The sequence below is a fragment of the Senegalia massiliensis genome, from assembly GCF_900626135.1.
Classification (GTDB): Bacteria; Bacillota; Clostridia; order Tissierellales; family SIT17; genus Anaeromonas; species Anaeromonas massiliensis.
In genome coordinates, this window is record NZ_LR130785.1 from 312,023 (window position 1) to 327,602 (window position 15,580).

18 protein-coding genes and 1 pseudogene are annotated in these 15,580 nt (G+C 27.8%); 17 read left to right on the plus strand and 2 right to left on the minus strand.

Translation table 11 applies throughout. The annotated features are described in order from the left end of the window. The 3 genes from E0D94_RS01520 to E0D94_RS01530 form a co-directional block, all read left to right on the plus strand. Window positions 1-787, plus strand: a 787-nt coding sequence (locus tag E0D94_RS01520) for a hypothetical protein (RefSeq protein ID WP_207289596.1), incomplete at its 5' end; no start/stop codon positions are given. 105 nt (window positions 788-892) lie between these two features. Continuing rightward, window positions 893-1,117 (plus strand): glutaredoxin family protein, encoded by a 225-nt coding sequence (locus E0D94_RS01525; RefSeq protein ID WP_130805546.1) that lies wholly within the window; start codon window positions 893-895, stop codon window positions 1,115-1,117. 151 nt (window positions 1,118-1,268) lie between these two features. Beyond that, window positions 1,269-1,493, plus strand: a complete 225-nt coding sequence (locus E0D94_RS01530; protein WP_130805547.1) for a glutaredoxin family protein — start codon at window positions 1,269-1,271, stop codon at window positions 1,491-1,493. Window positions 1,494-1,544: 51 nt separating this feature from the next. Here the strand turns inward: E0D94_RS01530 and E0D94_RS01535 are convergent, their stop codons facing one another. Further along, complete coding sequence (locus E0D94_RS01535) at window positions 1,545-1,730, minus strand: DUF1858 domain-containing protein (RefSeq protein ID WP_130805548.1); 186 nt, start codon at window positions 1,728-1,730, stop codon at window positions 1,545-1,547. Between the two features lie 163 nt (window positions 1,731-1,893). Here E0D94_RS01535 and E0D94_RS01540 point away from each other — a divergent pair, with 163 nt between their 5' ends. The 14 genes and pseudogenes from E0D94_RS01540 to E0D94_RS01605 all read left to right on the plus strand — a co-directional run bounded on the left by E0D94_RS01540 (window position 1,894) and on the right by E0D94_RS01605 (window position 13,507). Then, on the plus strand, window positions 1,894-2,589 hold the full coding sequence (locus E0D94_RS01540) for a cytochrome c biogenesis CcdA family protein (RefSeq protein ID WP_130805549.1): 696 nt from the start codon (window positions 1,894-1,896) through the stop codon (window positions 2,587-2,589). 26 nt (window positions 2,590-2,615) lie between these two features. Then, complete coding sequence (locus E0D94_RS01545) at window positions 2,616-3,248, plus strand: TlpA family protein disulfide reductase (protein WP_130805550.1); 633 nt, start codon at window positions 2,616-2,618, stop codon at window positions 3,246-3,248. Beyond that, entirely contained in the window at window positions 3,249-3,818 is a 570-nt protein-coding gene (locus tag E0D94_RS01550) for a prolipoprotein diacylglyceryl transferase family protein (protein WP_130805551.1), read from the plus strand. A 519-nt stretch (window positions 3,819-4,337) separates the two neighbouring features. Continuing rightward, window positions 4,338-4,919 (plus strand): 5-formyltetrahydrofolate cyclo-ligase, encoded by a 582-nt coding sequence (locus E0D94_RS01555; RefSeq protein ID WP_130805552.1) that lies wholly within the window; start codon window positions 4,338-4,340, stop codon window positions 4,917-4,919. 66 nt (window positions 4,920-4,985) lie between these two features. Continuing rightward, on the plus strand, window positions 4,986-6,038 hold the full coding sequence (locus E0D94_RS01560; protein ID WP_130805553.1) for an Mrp/NBP35 family ATP-binding protein: 1,053 nt from the start codon (window positions 4,986-4,988) through the stop codon (window positions 6,036-6,038). A 159-nt stretch (window positions 6,039-6,197) separates the two neighbouring features. Then, a pseudogene (locus E0D94_RS01565) lies at window positions 6,198-8,573 on the plus strand (heavy metal translocating P-type ATPase). Between the two features lie 23 nt (window positions 8,574-8,596). Next, window positions 8,597-8,809: a heavy-metal-associated domain-containing protein gene (locus E0D94_RS01570; RefSeq protein WP_130805554.1), complete on the plus strand. Its 213-nt coding sequence runs from the start codon at window positions 8,597-8,599 to the stop codon at window positions 8,807-8,809. Window positions 8,810-8,893: 84 nt separating this feature from the next. Further along, complete coding sequence (locus E0D94_RS01575) at window positions 8,894-9,157, plus strand: metal-sensing transcriptional repressor (RefSeq protein WP_130805555.1); 264 nt, start codon at window positions 8,894-8,896, stop codon at window positions 9,155-9,157. A 229-nt stretch (window positions 9,158-9,386) separates the two neighbouring features. Then, the gene (locus E0D94_RS01580; protein ID WP_130805556.1) at window positions 9,387-10,322 is read left to right on the plus strand and encodes a magnesium transporter CorA family protein; all 936 of its coding nucleotides are present in this window, start codon (window positions 9,387-9,389) and stop codon (window positions 10,320-10,322) included. A gap of 107 nt (window positions 10,323-10,429) precedes the next feature. Next, window positions 10,430-10,813: a hypothetical protein gene (locus tag E0D94_RS01585; RefSeq protein WP_130805557.1), complete on the plus strand. Its 384-nt coding sequence runs from the start codon at window positions 10,430-10,432 to the stop codon at window positions 10,811-10,813. Then, a complete protein-coding gene (locus E0D94_RS01590) occupies window positions 10,800-11,189 on the plus strand; it encodes a hypothetical protein (RefSeq protein ID WP_130805558.1) in 390 nt (129 codons plus the stop codon). The genes E0D94_RS01585 and E0D94_RS01590 overlap by 14 nt, the downstream gene beginning before the upstream one ends. Before the next feature lie 212 nt (window positions 11,190-11,401). After that, window positions 11,402-12,103, plus strand: a complete 702-nt coding sequence (locus tag E0D94_RS01595; protein WP_165442829.1) for a SurA N-terminal domain-containing protein — start codon at window positions 11,402-11,404, stop codon at window positions 12,101-12,103. A 13-nt stretch (window positions 12,104-12,116) separates the two neighbouring features. Further along, the gene (locus E0D94_RS01600) at window positions 12,117-12,647 is read left to right on the plus strand and encodes a GNAT family N-acetyltransferase (protein ID WP_130805560.1); all 531 of its coding nucleotides are present in this window, start codon (window positions 12,117-12,119) and stop codon (window positions 12,645-12,647) included. Between the two features lie 50 nt (window positions 12,648-12,697). Continuing rightward, window positions 12,698-13,507 carry an AAC(3) family N-acetyltransferase gene (locus E0D94_RS01605; RefSeq protein ID WP_130805561.1) on the plus strand — a complete coding sequence of 270 codons (810 nt, stop codon included), beginning with the start codon at window positions 12,698-12,700 and terminating at the stop codon, window positions 13,505-13,507. A 48-nt stretch (window positions 13,508-13,555) separates the two neighbouring features. On the opposite strand, the gene E0D94_RS01610 is transcribed toward E0D94_RS01605, so the two are convergent. Then, entirely contained in the window at window positions 13,556-15,358 is a 1,803-nt protein-coding gene (locus E0D94_RS01610) for a heme NO-binding domain-containing protein (RefSeq protein WP_130805562.1), read from the minus strand. Window positions 15,359-15,580: the final 222 nt, after the last annotated feature.

Here is a 15,580-nt window from a genome sequence, read left to right on the forward strand (position 1 = left end):
AGTTGAGGGAGTAGAGGAAAAGCAGGAAGAAGTAGTAGAGGTTGAGGAAGCAGAAGAAGAGCAAGAAGAAGAAATAGAATTTGAAGAGGTAGAAGAAGGACAAGAAAAAGAAATAGAAGTTAAAGAAGTAGAAAAAAAGGAAGTGGATATAGAATTTGATTATGATGATGGTATTCACGATGAAGATTATCCAAATGCAGATTCAAACTTAGAGGAATATATACTAAATAAATCAGAGAGGGATTTAGAAGAATATTATAGATATAAGGAATATAAATCAAAAGAAGTAAATAATCAAAAGCAATATAATAATAAGGCTACTACTAATAGAAATAAATATCAAGCTTATTCGTTAAACATATTAAACTACTTTAATCAAGTAGATCCATTTAAGATTAATTTAGAAGAATATAGCTTTTGGGAAATTACTGAAGATAGTGTAAATATAAGAAGAGGATTTTTACCATATTATAATTATGTTGTAAATATGCAATATCCTTATACCTTAATGAATAAAATGAATAGTCCATCAAAGCAAATTAGAAAATATAAACATTATTTATTTGGAATAGTTTCTAATGATGAAAGCACAGTTAAGCATTTTGTATATGGAATACCAGGATTATTTACAAGGAGAGAACAACCTTTTAGAGGTATGTCTGGTTTTACTACATGGCTTGAATCTAAAGATTCAGGTGATGAAAGGTTAGGATATTGGCTAATTCATATTGATTCAAAAACTGGCAGAATAATAACACCTCTTAGACCAACAAGTCCTCTATCTTAAAATATTAAAAATAAATAATGATTATTAGTAGTGAATATAGGGTATTATAGAAATAGTCAATAGTTTTAAAAAAACTATAGAATATTTCTATAAGGAGGAATTTAAATGGCAAATGTAACAATTTACACAAGTAATACTTGACCTCATTGTGCTACTGCCAAGCAATACCTTTCGGAGAAAGGTGTAGAATATGAGGAAAAAAACGTACAAACTGATCCATCAGCAAGAAAGGAACTAATCCAAAAAGGATATATGGGAGTTCCAGTAATAATAGTAGATGGAGAAGAAATGGTAGGCTTCGATAAGAATAGATTAGAAGAATTACTATAAGAACATAGATAAAACCTATAGGTAATAATATACCTATAGGTTTTTTTGATATTTAAAATAATTTTATGTGGTATCATAATAAATATAGGATTTGACAATTATACCCCTATGGGGTATAATGTTGTTAATGAAATTTAAGGAGGTAATTTATATGAAAAATGTAACAGTATATACAAGTAGTACTTGTCCACATTGTACTTCTGCTAAAGAATATTTAAATGAAAAAGGTGTAGATTTTACAGAGAAAAACGTAACTACTGATTCTACAGCAAGAAAGGAACTGATCCAAAAAGGATATATGGGAGTTCCAGTAATAATAGTAGATGGAGAAGAAATGGTAGGCTTCGATAAAAATAGATTAGAAGAATTACTATAAAATATAGAAATATAAAATAGCCCAGAATTTTATTCTGGGCTAAAAGTTTATTTACTCATTTAACGCTTCTAATAATTCATTTAAATCAAGTCCATGTACCATTGCAGCTTGTTCTAATGATTCCATTTGAGAAGCAGGGCAACCTACACATCCCATACCAAAGCGCATTAGTATTTCTGGAGCATCTGGTCTCTCTCTTAATATTTCACCTATAAGCATATCCTTAGTAATAGCCATTTCTATTCCTCCTTACCTAATAAGACTAGAATTCTTCACTAATATTATACCCTATTTTTTACTATTAACCAAGAGTTAATTCCAACTTTTTTACTTGGTATTTTTATCTTGATTTGAAATACCCCTATATGGTATAGTGTAAATATATAAGGAAGGTGAAGATATGTTTGAAGATGTTACGTTTTCTGTAGCTTTTATCGCTGGGGCACTTTCATTTTTTTCTCCATGTATTTTACCTCTTATACCTGCATATATAATGTATATGACAGGAACTAGTATAGAGGAAGAAGTATCTAGAAAAAAATGGCTAGCATTATCACGCACATTAGGTTTTGTATTAGGATTTACTATTATATTTATGATAATGGGAGTTTCAGCAAGCTATATAGGAAGATTATTTATAGAAAATAAAGCTATATTTACAAAGATAAGTGGAGTTTTAATAATGTTTTTTGGGCTTAATTTAATGGGTATAATTGACTTAAAGTTTATGAATACTCAAAGAAAAGCAAAAAGTCCCAAGAAAGTAACTACTTTTTTTGGATCTACAGTAATGGGTATGGCATTTGCTGCAGGATGGACTCCTTGCTATGGGCCTATACTTGCATCAATTTTGGTAAAAGCAGGACTATCTAATGACATATCAAGTTCTGTATATTTACTTTTAGTTTATTCTATTGGAATGGCCGTACCATTTATATTAACAGCATTATTTATAAACTATTCTACTAAATTCTTGAATAAAATACAAAAGTGGTCTGGATATATATATAAAATAGCAGGAATTATAATGGTTATATTTGGGTTGTTAGTATTTTTTGACAAAATGATTATAATTGGAAATTGGCTAAATCAATAGTCACTTTTTATTGAAAGGAGAATATTATGAATAAAAAAAGTATTATTGCTATATCAGTTCTTGCAGTAATGTTAATTGTAGGTATATTTTATGCTATACAAGATCAGCAGCAAGTAGCAGAAAAACCTATTATAGAAGAAAATGATGAAAATAGCGAACAATTACCGGATGAAGCTATTGATGAACAAGAAGAAAACAATGAGGAAGAAGATATAGAGGATGTAGTACTTGAAAGAGGAAAACCAGCTCCAGATTTTACTCTACAAACATTAAGTGGTGAAAAAGCTTCTTTATCTGATTATAAAGGAAAGATTGTATTAATAAACTTCTGGGCTACTTGGTGCACTTATTGTGATGAAGAGATGCCAGATTTAGAAAAACTATATAATGAAAATAAAGATGATGATTTTGTAGTACTTGCAGTTGATGTAGGTGAAGAAGAAAGTTTAGTTAGAGATTATATAGAAGAAGGTGGATATACTTTTCCAGTACTATTAGATAGTGATATGAAGGTTTCCAGAAATAATTATTATGTAAGTGCATTTCCAACTTCATATTTTATTGATAAAGAGGGAAACTTAATAGGAGCAGTTCCAGGTATGATGACCTATCCTCAAATGACTCAAATATTAGAACAAATAAGAAATGGAGAACTTTAAATGAAACCTATATTTTTAAGCATAGGACCTGTAAATATAACTTGGTTTCTACTTTTTGCAGTAGTATTAACTATTATAGGATATATAATTTTAAAGGTCATATCTAAAAATAATAAATACAGAAAAGTAATGGAAGATTACTATCTATTAGAACTTATATTAGGATTTGTTGGTGCAAGAATTGTTTATGTAATTTTTCACTTGGATGTATATGCAGGAAGATTAATAGATGCTATTAGACCTAATCATTATAATTTAAATTTATTAGGTGGTGTTTTAATAGCTGTAATAGTATTATTTGTATTAACAAAAAGAAAAGGAGAACCTTTTTTAGTAATCCTTAATTATTTATTAGTTCCCTTTTATTTCTCTATTGCAATAGGTATATGGGCATTTGAATTTGAAGGTATACTTTCTAATTCAAATTCAATAGAAACTCTTATTTATTCAATTATGTTTTTTGTAATTTTAGTATCCCATTTACTTTTATTTGAAAAGTATAAAAAAGTAGGTTTAATAACTTTATCCTTATCTATGATATTTTATTATGGTCTGGAAATACTACTTTAATAGTTATATGATTATAAATAGGGTAAAAATATAATATAAGTCTTGACAAGATATATATTGTAATATTACAATATATATAAACAGATACCCTTATAGGGTATAGAGAGGAGAGATTAATGTGAAATTAAATGTAACAACAACAGCAATTAGTGAAATTAAAAAGATCATGGAAAAAAAAGACGCATTAGACAAGAAAATAAGAGTATATATAGCAGGCTTTGGTTGAGGCGGTCCATCTTATGGTATTGCTCTGGATGAGCAAAACAAAGAAGATATAACTGAAGATATAGATGGAATAACTTTCTTGGTAGATAAGAATTTATCTGATCAAGTAGACTCATTCAATGTAGATTATACTCAAAATTGGACTGGTAAAGGATTTAGAGTAACTACAGGAAATGGTGCATCATCTTGTTAATAAAACTCCTGCAATATTGCAGGAGTTTTATTAATTATTTGTATAGATATAAAAATAAGTATATAATATATTTGAGTTTTACTTTATAAGGAGTGTGGAGTATGAATACTGATGAGAAAAAAGAATTAAGAAAGATAGTTTTAAAAGAAAGAAAAAAATTAAATAAAGATGAAGTAAATTCTTTAAGTGAAAAAATCATATCCTATCTTATAAAGATGAAGGAATTTAAACAAAGTGAAACTATAATGGTATATTTAAGTTTCAAAGAAGAAGTTGATACATTTAATCTAATATATAAGATGCAAGAGCTTGGGAAAAAGGTAGTTATAACATATACTGATAAAAAAGAAAATATATTAATACCCTGTAAATTAATAGATCTTGAAGATTCACTTGAAAAAAATCCTTTTGGATATTTAGAACCTAAAGAGGAGAGTATAGAGAAAGTGAGTCCTAGTGAAATAGATCTAATAATAACTCCTGGTCTTGCCTTTGATAAAAAAGGAAATAGAGTAGGGTATGGCGGAGGATATTATGATAAATTATTAAAGTCTGCACCACAAGCTACTAAAGTAGCTGTTAGTTATGATTTTCAAATATTTTCAGAAGTTCCCAATGAGAAATTTGACATACCAGTTGATTATATAGTAACACCTACAAGAATTATAGTTTGTGAAAGGTGATATATATCATAGTTAAATAAAATCAATTATTATATACTTAAGTAAAAATATTAAGGAGATGAAAAAGTGACTCTAAAAGATAAAATATATAAAGCACTTGAAAATGTAGATGATCCTGAAATAAAGAAGAATTTAGTTGAATTAGATATGATAGGTGATGTAAATATAGATGGTAAAAATGTAATTGTGAACGTTACATTAACTACAAAAGGTTGTCCTCTAAAAAATACTATATCAGGAGATATAGAAAAAGAATTACTAAAAATAGATGAGATTGAAAAAGTAGAAGTAGTATTTGGTGAAATGACAAATGAGCAAAAACAGAATTTAGCTAAAAAGCTTAGAGGTGAGCAAGATACAAAAGAACCTTTTAAAAATACTAGAGTAATTGCTATAGGTAGTGGAAAAGGTGGAGTAGGAAAATCTACTGTAACTTCAAATTTAGCTGTAGAGTTAAGTGAGATGGGTTATAGCGTAGGTTTAATTGATGCAGATATATTAGGACATAGTATACCACAAATATTAGGTATAAAGGGTCAGAAACCTATGGCTATGAGTGATGGAACAATTATACCTATTAATGCAAATGGTGTAAAAGTTATTTCAATGGGTAATTTAATAGAAAAAGATGAAGCCCTGATATGGAGGGGTCCAGTTCTTGGTGGAATTCTTACCCAGTTTTTCAATGATGTTTATTGGGGAGAATTAGATTATATGTTAATAGATTTACCTCCAGGAACAGGTGATGTGCCATTAAGTCTTATGCAACAATTACCAAAAGCAGAAATACTTATAGTTACAACACCACAAATTACGGCAGCAGATGTAGCAAAAAGATTAGGATTTATGGCATCTAAAACAAATAGTAAAGTAATAGGAATTATAGAAAATATGAGTTATTTCATATGTGATAATTGTGATGAAAAACATTATATATTTGGTAAACGTGAAGGAGAAAAATTAAGTAAAGAATTAAATACACCATTACTTGGTGAAATCCCTCTATCAACACTTGTAAGAGAAGATAGTGACAAAGGTGTTCCTTCAGTATTAGATGAAAGACTTAATATGAAAGATAAGTATAATTTAATAGCAACAAAACTTTTAGAAACAGAATAAAATTTAAATTTTTAAATATGACCTTTTTATTAAGGTCATATTTTTTATTTTTTTAGGGTAATAATTATAATAAATATTTGCATTCTAAAAATATATATGTTATTATTAATTTATAACACACCCCACATAGGGTGGGGTCATAAGAAAGGAGTTGTAACAATGAGTGTAGAAAAAGTAAGTTTTAAAGTTACAGGTATGACTTGAGCATCCTGTTCAAATAGGGTAGAGGGTTCTCTATCAAAGATAGATGGTGTAAAAAGTGCAGTAGTAAACCTAATTGCTGAAAAAGCTACAGTTGAATATGATCCAGAAAAAGTTAGTGTTAAAAAATTAATGGATACAGTAACAAACACAGGATACACAGCTTCAATGGATAGAGTAAGATTAGATATTGAAGGTATGACTTGTTCAGCTTGTGCTGCAAGAGTAGAAAAAGCTCTAAAAAAAGTTGAAGGTATAGGAGAAGTAAATGTAAATATAGCTACAAATAAAGCAACTATAGAATATTTATCATCTGAGACAAATATAAAAGAAATGCAATTAGCAGTAGAAAATGCAGGATATAAAGCAAAAAAAGAACAAAAAGTAGATGTTGATAAACAAAAGGAAGCAAGAGAAAAAGAAATAAAGAATCTTAAAACTCTTTTTATAATATCAACAATACTAAGTTTACCGTTACTTTCAGCTATGTTTGTAGATATGGCAGGAATGGACACTATACTTAGTAATGGATGGTTTCAATTTATTTTAGCAACACCTGTACAATTTATTGTAGGGTGGAGGTTTTATAAAGGCGCTTATCATTCACTAAAAGGTGGAGGAGCAAATATGGATGTACTTGTAGCTATGGGTACATCAGCAGCATATTTTTATAGTATTTACATGTTACTTGTAGGAATGAATCATTTTTACTTTGAATCTTCAGCAGTCATTATTACCTTAATAATATTAGGTAAATTAATGGAAGCTATAGCTAAAGGAAAAACATCAGAAGCTATGAAAAAGCTTATGGGACTTCAAGCTAAAACTGCAAAAGTAATAAGAAATGGTGAAGAAAAAGATATACCAGTAGAAGAAGTAGAAGTAGGAGAAACTATAATAGTTAGACCAGGAGAAAAAATACCAGTAGATGGTGAAATAATTGAAGGTAAATCTACAGTAGATGAATCTATGCTTACAGGTGAATCAATACCTGTTGAAAAAGTTATAGGTGAAGAAGTAATAGGTTCAACTATAAATAAACATGGTACATTTAAATTCAAAGCTACAAAGGTTGGTAAAGATACTGCTTTATCACAAATCATAAAATTGGTAGAAGAAGCACAAGGATCTAAAGCACCAGTACAAAGACTTGCTGATAAGGTATCTGGGATATTTGTTCCTATTGTTGTAGTAATAGCTATTCTTACCTTTATTATATGGTATGTAGTAAGTGGAGATATTAATCCTGCAATGGTAGCATCAGTATCTGTTCTAGTAATAGCTTGTCCCTGTGCATTAGGACTTGCAACTCCTACAGCTATAATGGTTGGTACAGGTAAAGGTGCAGAAAATGGAATACTTATAAAAGGTGGAGAACATCTAGAAAGAGCACAAAAAACAGATACTATAATTTTTGATAAGACAGGAACTATTACTAAAGGTAAACCTGAAGTTACAGATATATTAACATATGATTTAGATGAAAAAGAGGTACTTCGAATTTCAGCATCGGCAGAAAAATCATCAGAGCATCCTTTAGCTGAAGCTATAGTAAATGATGCAAACTCTAAAGAAATTCTGCTTAGTGATGTATCTGATTTTGAAGCTATACCAGGACACGGTATATATTCAACACTAGATAAAAAAGAGATATATTTAGGAAATAGACGTCTTATGGATAGAGAAAATATAGATATATCTAAAGCTTCATCTGAAATAGAAAGACTTGAAAATGAAGGAAAAACTGCTATGATTTTAGCTATAGATAAAGAATTAAAGGGTATAATAGCAGTAGCTGATACAATAAAAGAAAGTTCAAAAAGAGCTATAGAAGAACTTAAAAATATGCATATAGATGTATATATGATAACTGGTGACAATCAAAGGACAGCAAATGCTATAGCAAAACAAGTGGGTATAGAAAATGTAATAGCAGAAGTATTGCCTGAAGATAAAGCGGCAAATGTAGAAAAAATTCAATCTCAAAATAAAAAAGTAGCAATGGTAGGAGATGGAATAAATGATGCACCAGCACTTGCACAAGCTGATATAGGTTTTGCAATAGGAACTGGTACAGATGTAGCTATTGAAGCAGCTGATATAACTCTTATGAGAGGAGACTTGATGGAAATAGTTACTGCTATAAGGTTAAGTAAAAAAACTATGAAAACTATCAAGCAAAATTTATTCTGGGCATTTGCATATAATACTGCTGGAATACCAATTGCAGCACTAGGACTATTAAATCCTATGATTGCAGGAGGAGCTATGGCATTTAGTTCAGTATCAGTACTCACAAATTCACTTAGACTAAAAAAGTTTAATGTAAAATAAATAAAACAAAAGGAGAGATTATAATGCAAAAAACATTAACAGTTAAAGGTATGAGTTGTGGTCATTGTCAAAAGGCAGTTGAGGAATCTTTAAAATCATTAGAGCAAGTAACAAATGCACGTGTTGACTTAGCAAGCAAAACAGCAGAAGTTGAAGGGTATAAGCTTAATGATGATGATCTTAAAAAAGCAGTAACAGATGCAGGATATGAAGTAATAGATATAAAGACAATCTAAAACTAATTATATTTTGCTTAGGATGACATTATTATATCTATGTCATCCCAAGCATTTTATGATAATTGTAAAAGAGGTGATTATATGACAGATGAAAGAAAAAAAGCCTTAAACCTTTTAAAAACTTCAAAAGGACAAATAGAAGGTATTATAAAAATGCTAGAAAATGATAGATATTGTGTAGATATATCAAAACAAATTCTTGCAGTACAGGGTTTACTTAAAAAATCTAATTTAAATATATTAGATGCACATATAAAATCTTGTGTAAAAGAAGCAATATTAGAAGGACATGGTGATGAAAAGATAGATGAAATAATTAATGTTCTGGATAAATATATCAAATAATGGGGATAACTTATTTTGCAAAATAAGTTATCCCCATTATTTTGGTTATTTTCTTGCAAAAAACCTTATGATGGAATAAGATATAAAGGAAGGCTAGTATATATGAAAGGTGTGGTGAAGGTGGACGAAGGACCCAGTTTATGGGATAGGAAAAAGTTAAACAATATATCTGACCTCCATTTTCACATAAGTGTAAAAGGAGACTCGGATATTTATTAGGAGTGATTTTATGCTTAATATTTATAAAACAATGCAAGATAGGACATTTGCAGAATTAGATGATTTTGAAAACGGATGTTGGATTAATTTAATTGATCCTACAAAGGAAGAGTTAGAAAGAGTAAATACAGAGTTAAATGTAGATATGGATTTTCTAAAAGCTCCTTTAGATGATGAAGAAACTTCAAGACTTGAAATTGAAGAAGATCAAACACTTATATTAGTAGATATACCTATGGTTGAAAAAGAAGATGATTCATATGTATATTATACTTTTCCTCTTGGAATTATACTTTACAAAAAATATATTATAACAATATGTCTTAAAGAAAATTTACTTTTAGAGCAATTTGTTGAAGGAAAAGTAAAATCCTTTTATACCTATAAAAGGACTCGTTTTGTACTTCAAATGTTATATAGAATGTCAGCAAGATATTTGATATATTTGAAACAGATAGATAAAATAAGTCATAGAATAGAAAGACAACTTCATAAATCTACTAAAAACAGAGAATTAATACAGCTCTTAGATTTAGAAAAATCTCTTGTTTATTTTTCGACTTCACTTAAAGCAAATGAAATAGTTATGGAAAAGATGCTTAAATCTGAATCAGTGAAATTATATCCAGAAGATGAGGATTTACTTGAAGATGTAATTATAGAAAACAAGCAAGCAATAGAAATGGCAAATATTTATAGTAATATATTAAGTGGTATGATGGATGCATTTGCATCAGTTATATCAAATAATTTAAATATAGTAATGAAAGTATTAACGTCAATAACAATAGTTATGGCAATTCCTACAATGCTTGCAAGTTTTTATGGAATGAATGTAGGACTTCCACTTCAAAATTCACCATATGCATTTCCAATGGTAATGGGACTTTCAATAGTTTTAGCTACAATAGCAATAGTAATACTTTCTAGAAAAAATATGTTTTGAAAATGATAAGTTATGCTTAAGCATAACTTATTTTTGTGTAAAATTTTAGAAAAAGAAGGAGATATAATATCTATGTAGAATATAATAGTTAATAGAGGTGAAGAGTAATGAAGGGAAAATACTTAAGTATATTGTTAATAGCATTTTCAGTAGTAACTGGAACTATATATAGTGTGCTTTATTTTGTATTTAAAACAGATTTACACATAATAAGTCTTATTTTAAGATTATTAATAGTATTTTTAGGAATTTATTATTTGAATATTGATAATAAAAAGAAACTTGAAGCTAAAAAATTTATTCCTTTTTTTATAGTAGAGATTATTGTATTTATAATTAATATATTTATTTATGATATAGAAAGAGGAGCAAATTTTAACACCTTAGAACTAGGGATAACTGGTGGCGGCATAGATGTGTTTATAAATATAATTTTAATAATATATATTTTAGTAGCTAATAGGAGTTATAAGGTTTATGAGCAGGAATAGAGTTATTTATATATTAATTATTATAATAACTTTAATAGAATTATATTGGGGTTATAATGTTTATATAAATTATAGAGGTGTATATGATATTGCTTTTTTTAGTATATTCATATTACAGCCTATATGGTATATTTGGCTATTGAAAAAAGAAAAGTCTCAGTCTAGATTTGGAATGGTTGTATTAGTATTGTTATCAGTTATTCTACCTATTATAATATATTTTACATTGCCTAATTATACTTATGATTATGGCAAGGATATCATAAAAGAGTATTTTAATGAGAAAATAGAGTTTGTAAATTATTCAAGAGATATGGATACAATACCTGTGTCTAACAAACCTAAAAATCTTTTTACAAGGGATAGAGCATATTAGTATAAAATAAAATTAGGAAATAAATATAAATATTTCATCGTTAATGAACAAACAGGAAATTCATTAGAGTTAGAGGAAGGATACTGGGAGTAAGAAGCTAAAATTATAAGTAAAAGAATTTAACTTTCAAGAATTCATATTATAATAATATGAATTTCAAGGAACAAGATACTTGTGATTTGAGATATATAATTGAAAACGGAGGGGTGAAGATGAAAAAATATATTAGCATTTTAATATTAGGACTATTTATAATTATTTCTTTTATAGGTTGTACTGAAGAGGCTAAAGAAAATGTAATAGCTACAGTGGAAGGAGAAGAAATAACAGAGCAAGATATAAAAGATAGAATAGAATTTTTAGAAATATCTGAGAAACTATATACAGGAGATGAAGATGCTGAAACTGATTTTACAAAAAATGATGCATTTAATCAAATGGCAAGAGAAAAAGTACAATATATTGAAGCTAAAAACTTAGGTTATGAGGTTAAAACAAAAGAAGAAATTATGGAAATGTTTGATGAATCTAAAGATGAAACGGATAAAGTAGACCCAGAAATCAAGGAAAATTTAAATGATAAATATGGTAGCAAAGAAGAATTTGAAGAAAGTATTCTAAAAGAATATGCATATGACTCCATGGAAAATTATTATAAAGAAAATGTAGATATGCTAATAGCTAGATATTCAATTAATGAGTTATCAATAAATTACATGGATGAATTAGAAAAAGAATTAGGTAAAGAGAATAATAATGATAATCTTGAATATAAAGAATTTTTTGATTCTTGGGTAAATTATTCAGAACATTTACTAAAAAATGCTGATATTGAAATAAAAAATGATGAGTACCAAATAGAATATCAAGGTGATAAGTGGGAACATGAAGGCTTAGATTTAGAAAAAGAATAAAGGGTGATTTAATATGTACAAAGGTGAAAAAGTAGTATTAACAGAATATAGAAAAGAAGATATAAAAAAAGCAAAAGAATATGTAAATGATGCAGAAATAAAAGGATTATTATCTCCAGGTATACCATATCCATATACATTGGAAGATGAAGAAAAATGGTATCAAAATCAATCAGCAAATAATGATAAATATAATTTTGCAATTAGAACATTAGAAGATAATAAGTATATAGGTGGATGTGGCATCAATAGTGTGAATTGGAAAAATAGTAATGTTATAATAGGTATATTTATAGGTGATAAAGATTATTGGTCAAAGGGGTATGGTACAGATGCATTAAAAGTACTAATAAAATTCATATTTAATGAAATGAATATAAATAAAATAAAGTTAAATGTTTATTCATTTAATAAAAGAGCAATAAGATGTTATGAAAAATGTGGATTTAAAGTTGAAGGAGTATTAAAGCAAGAGATATATAGACATGGAAAATATCAAGATGATATACTGATGGCTCTATTAAAGGAGGATTGGGTTAAGTAGTGATGAAGATTTAGATTTCACAAGTAATTAACATAAAAAGGAGACATAAAATGAGCGAAAAGAATTTAATAGAAAACACACCTTTTCCTAGAACTAGGGAGAGTATTTCAGATGATTTAAGAAGTTTAGGATTAAAGAAAGGCATGACAATAATTGTCCATTCTTCATTAAAATCTTTAGGATGGGTTAGTGGAGGACCAGTAGCAGTTGTCCAAGCTTTGATGGATGTAGTGACAGAATCAGGAACAATTATTATGCCAACTCAAAGTGGAGATTTAGGAGACCCTTCTTTATGGGGAAATCCAGCTGTACCAAAGGAATGGATAAATACAATAAAGGAAACTATGCCAGCATATGATAAACAAATTACACCTACAAGAAGTATGGGAAGAATTGTAGAAGTATTTAGGACTTTTCCTGGAGTTATTCGTAGTTCTCATCCTCATAATTCCTTTGCAGCATGGGGTAAATATAAAGAACAAATTATAAATAATCATTCCTTAGAATATAGTCTAGGAGAAAAATCTCCTCTTGCTAAAATATATGATTTAGATGGTTTTATACTTTTATTAGGAGTGAATCATGATAGCAATACTTCTTTACATCTTTCAGAATATAGGTCTGGAATAAGAGAAAAGTGTAAACTTCAAGCACCAATAATTGAAGATAATAAGAGAGTATGGAAAACATTTAATGATATAGACCTTGATACTGATGAATTTGAAGATATAGGTAAAGAATTTGAAGAAAATAAAGATATGAATATTGGATATATAGGTTCTTCGAAATCAAAACTCTTCAAGCAAAGAGAAATAGTAGATTTTGCTACAAAATGGATGATAAATAAAATGGAAAAGTAGTTTTATATAGATAAAAAATAATCTAAGGGATATCCCTTAGATTATTTTTTATATTTTATATTTTCCTAAATCTTTTCTAAATTCATCTGATACTTTTTTAAATTCAACTATGCTACTCATCATCTTAGACAATTCTTCTGAATAAGTGTGTACATTTGCACTTACCTCTTGTGAAGAAGCGGAGTTCTCTTCTGCTATGGCTGCTAATGATTCAATATTTCCTGATACTTTTGTTATGGATTCTGTTTCCTTTGTAAGAGCATTTATCATATCTATAAGGGAATTAGACACTTCGTCTATAGTTACAACTGTCTCATAGTTATTTTCAGCCACATTTGAAAGTTTGTTATTTTCTTTATCTAATACTATATACTGTTCATCTATTTGATTTACTAAGCTATCTATATCATTAATGAAGGATAATAAATTTTGATTTATATTATTAACTGCATTTTTAGATTCTTCTGCTAAGGATCTTATTTCATTTGCAACTACATTAAAACCTCTACCATATTCTCCAGCACGTGAAGCTTCTATAGATGCATTAAGTGCAAGTAGATTAGTTTGATCAGATATATTTTCTACTGTTTCTACTATTTTTGTAACATCTTTTGCTTTATTTTGAAGCATTGTACTATTTTCTTTTACATTTCTAAATTTATTTAATATATTTTTTAAATTTAAAGCTGTATCTTTTAGTTCATCGTATCCATTGTTTATATTTTCAACTGCATTCTCAAGTGAAACTTTACTTTCGTTTTCTTTTTCTGTAATTTTTGTTAGGGAAGAAATATTATTATTTAATATATAAGCAGCATTTTCTGTTTCTTCTGCTTGACTTATTGCTCCAGCTGCAACTTGTTCTACAACTCCTGCAATATCTTTTGAAGTATTATCCATATTTGAAGAAACTTCATTGAATTTTTCTGTAAAAACATTTAATTCATCACTCATACCTTTAAACCCTACAAAGTCAGTTATTAAATTCTCTTTGTAATTGTTTATATATTTATTTATGTCTTCAAAGAAATCATTTGTAGATATCTCTATATTTTCAGCATAATTTCTTTGATCTAAATCTTTTAAAGAATTTATTATACTTTTTTTAGGCATAAATAATAATTTTGAAGTTAAAAAGGGAACTATAAATGTAAGAGCTAAAGTAATAATATTTAATACTGTTTCACTTGTAAAATTAGATAATATTATATAAGGCAATCCCACAAATAAAAGTGAAGATATAGCAACTTTTGTATGTAATGATTTTATAAAACCAAATGATAATAAATTATTTACTCTATATTTTTTGAAATAATGGATTGGTTCACTAAATTTAATATGTAATTTTAGAAAATTATCTGTATTTTCTATTCTATCTATTTCGATTTTTTCACCATAAAAATTACTAGCTCCTTTTAATAAACCTTCAAAATACCCAAATAAACCTCTTTTTGACTTATAAGTCATTTCAGCTGTATATTTATTTATAGGAACTATACCTAAAAGAGGAGGATTTGCACCTTTTATTTTTCCTGCTATAACGACATGTACATCATACATTGACTTTAAAAAAGAATATAAATTTTTATGGTCAAAAAAAGCAGGATAATCATTAAAGAAAGAATGTATATTTTCTTCTCCCATTTCTCTCCAAGTTTCATATGTAGTTTTATTTATTTTTTTAGATATGTAAGAAATCATTTCTTTTGGTTTAGAGTCTTCTATATCTTCTGTAGGTCTGAATACTTTTTGAAGATTAATCCCAGAATGTTGTATTGCTTCATTTGTAAGTTCTTCTCCAAATATTTTTTTACAAGTTTTTATCCAAGATGATACTATTGTTGCTTTCATAAATTTCTCCTTTCTTTTAGAACCAAAGTAATATTTAATTCATAGTATATATTATATCAGACTTTGTATTTAATGAATAAAAAACTTTAAAAAAGTAAATACTATTTTTATTGTACATAATTTCATAAAAAAACATTTGACATACTATACATTAAAGAGGTATAATATTTATTTAGATGTTTGACAATTGGTGAAATATATGTTATTATTAAAGTAATGTGA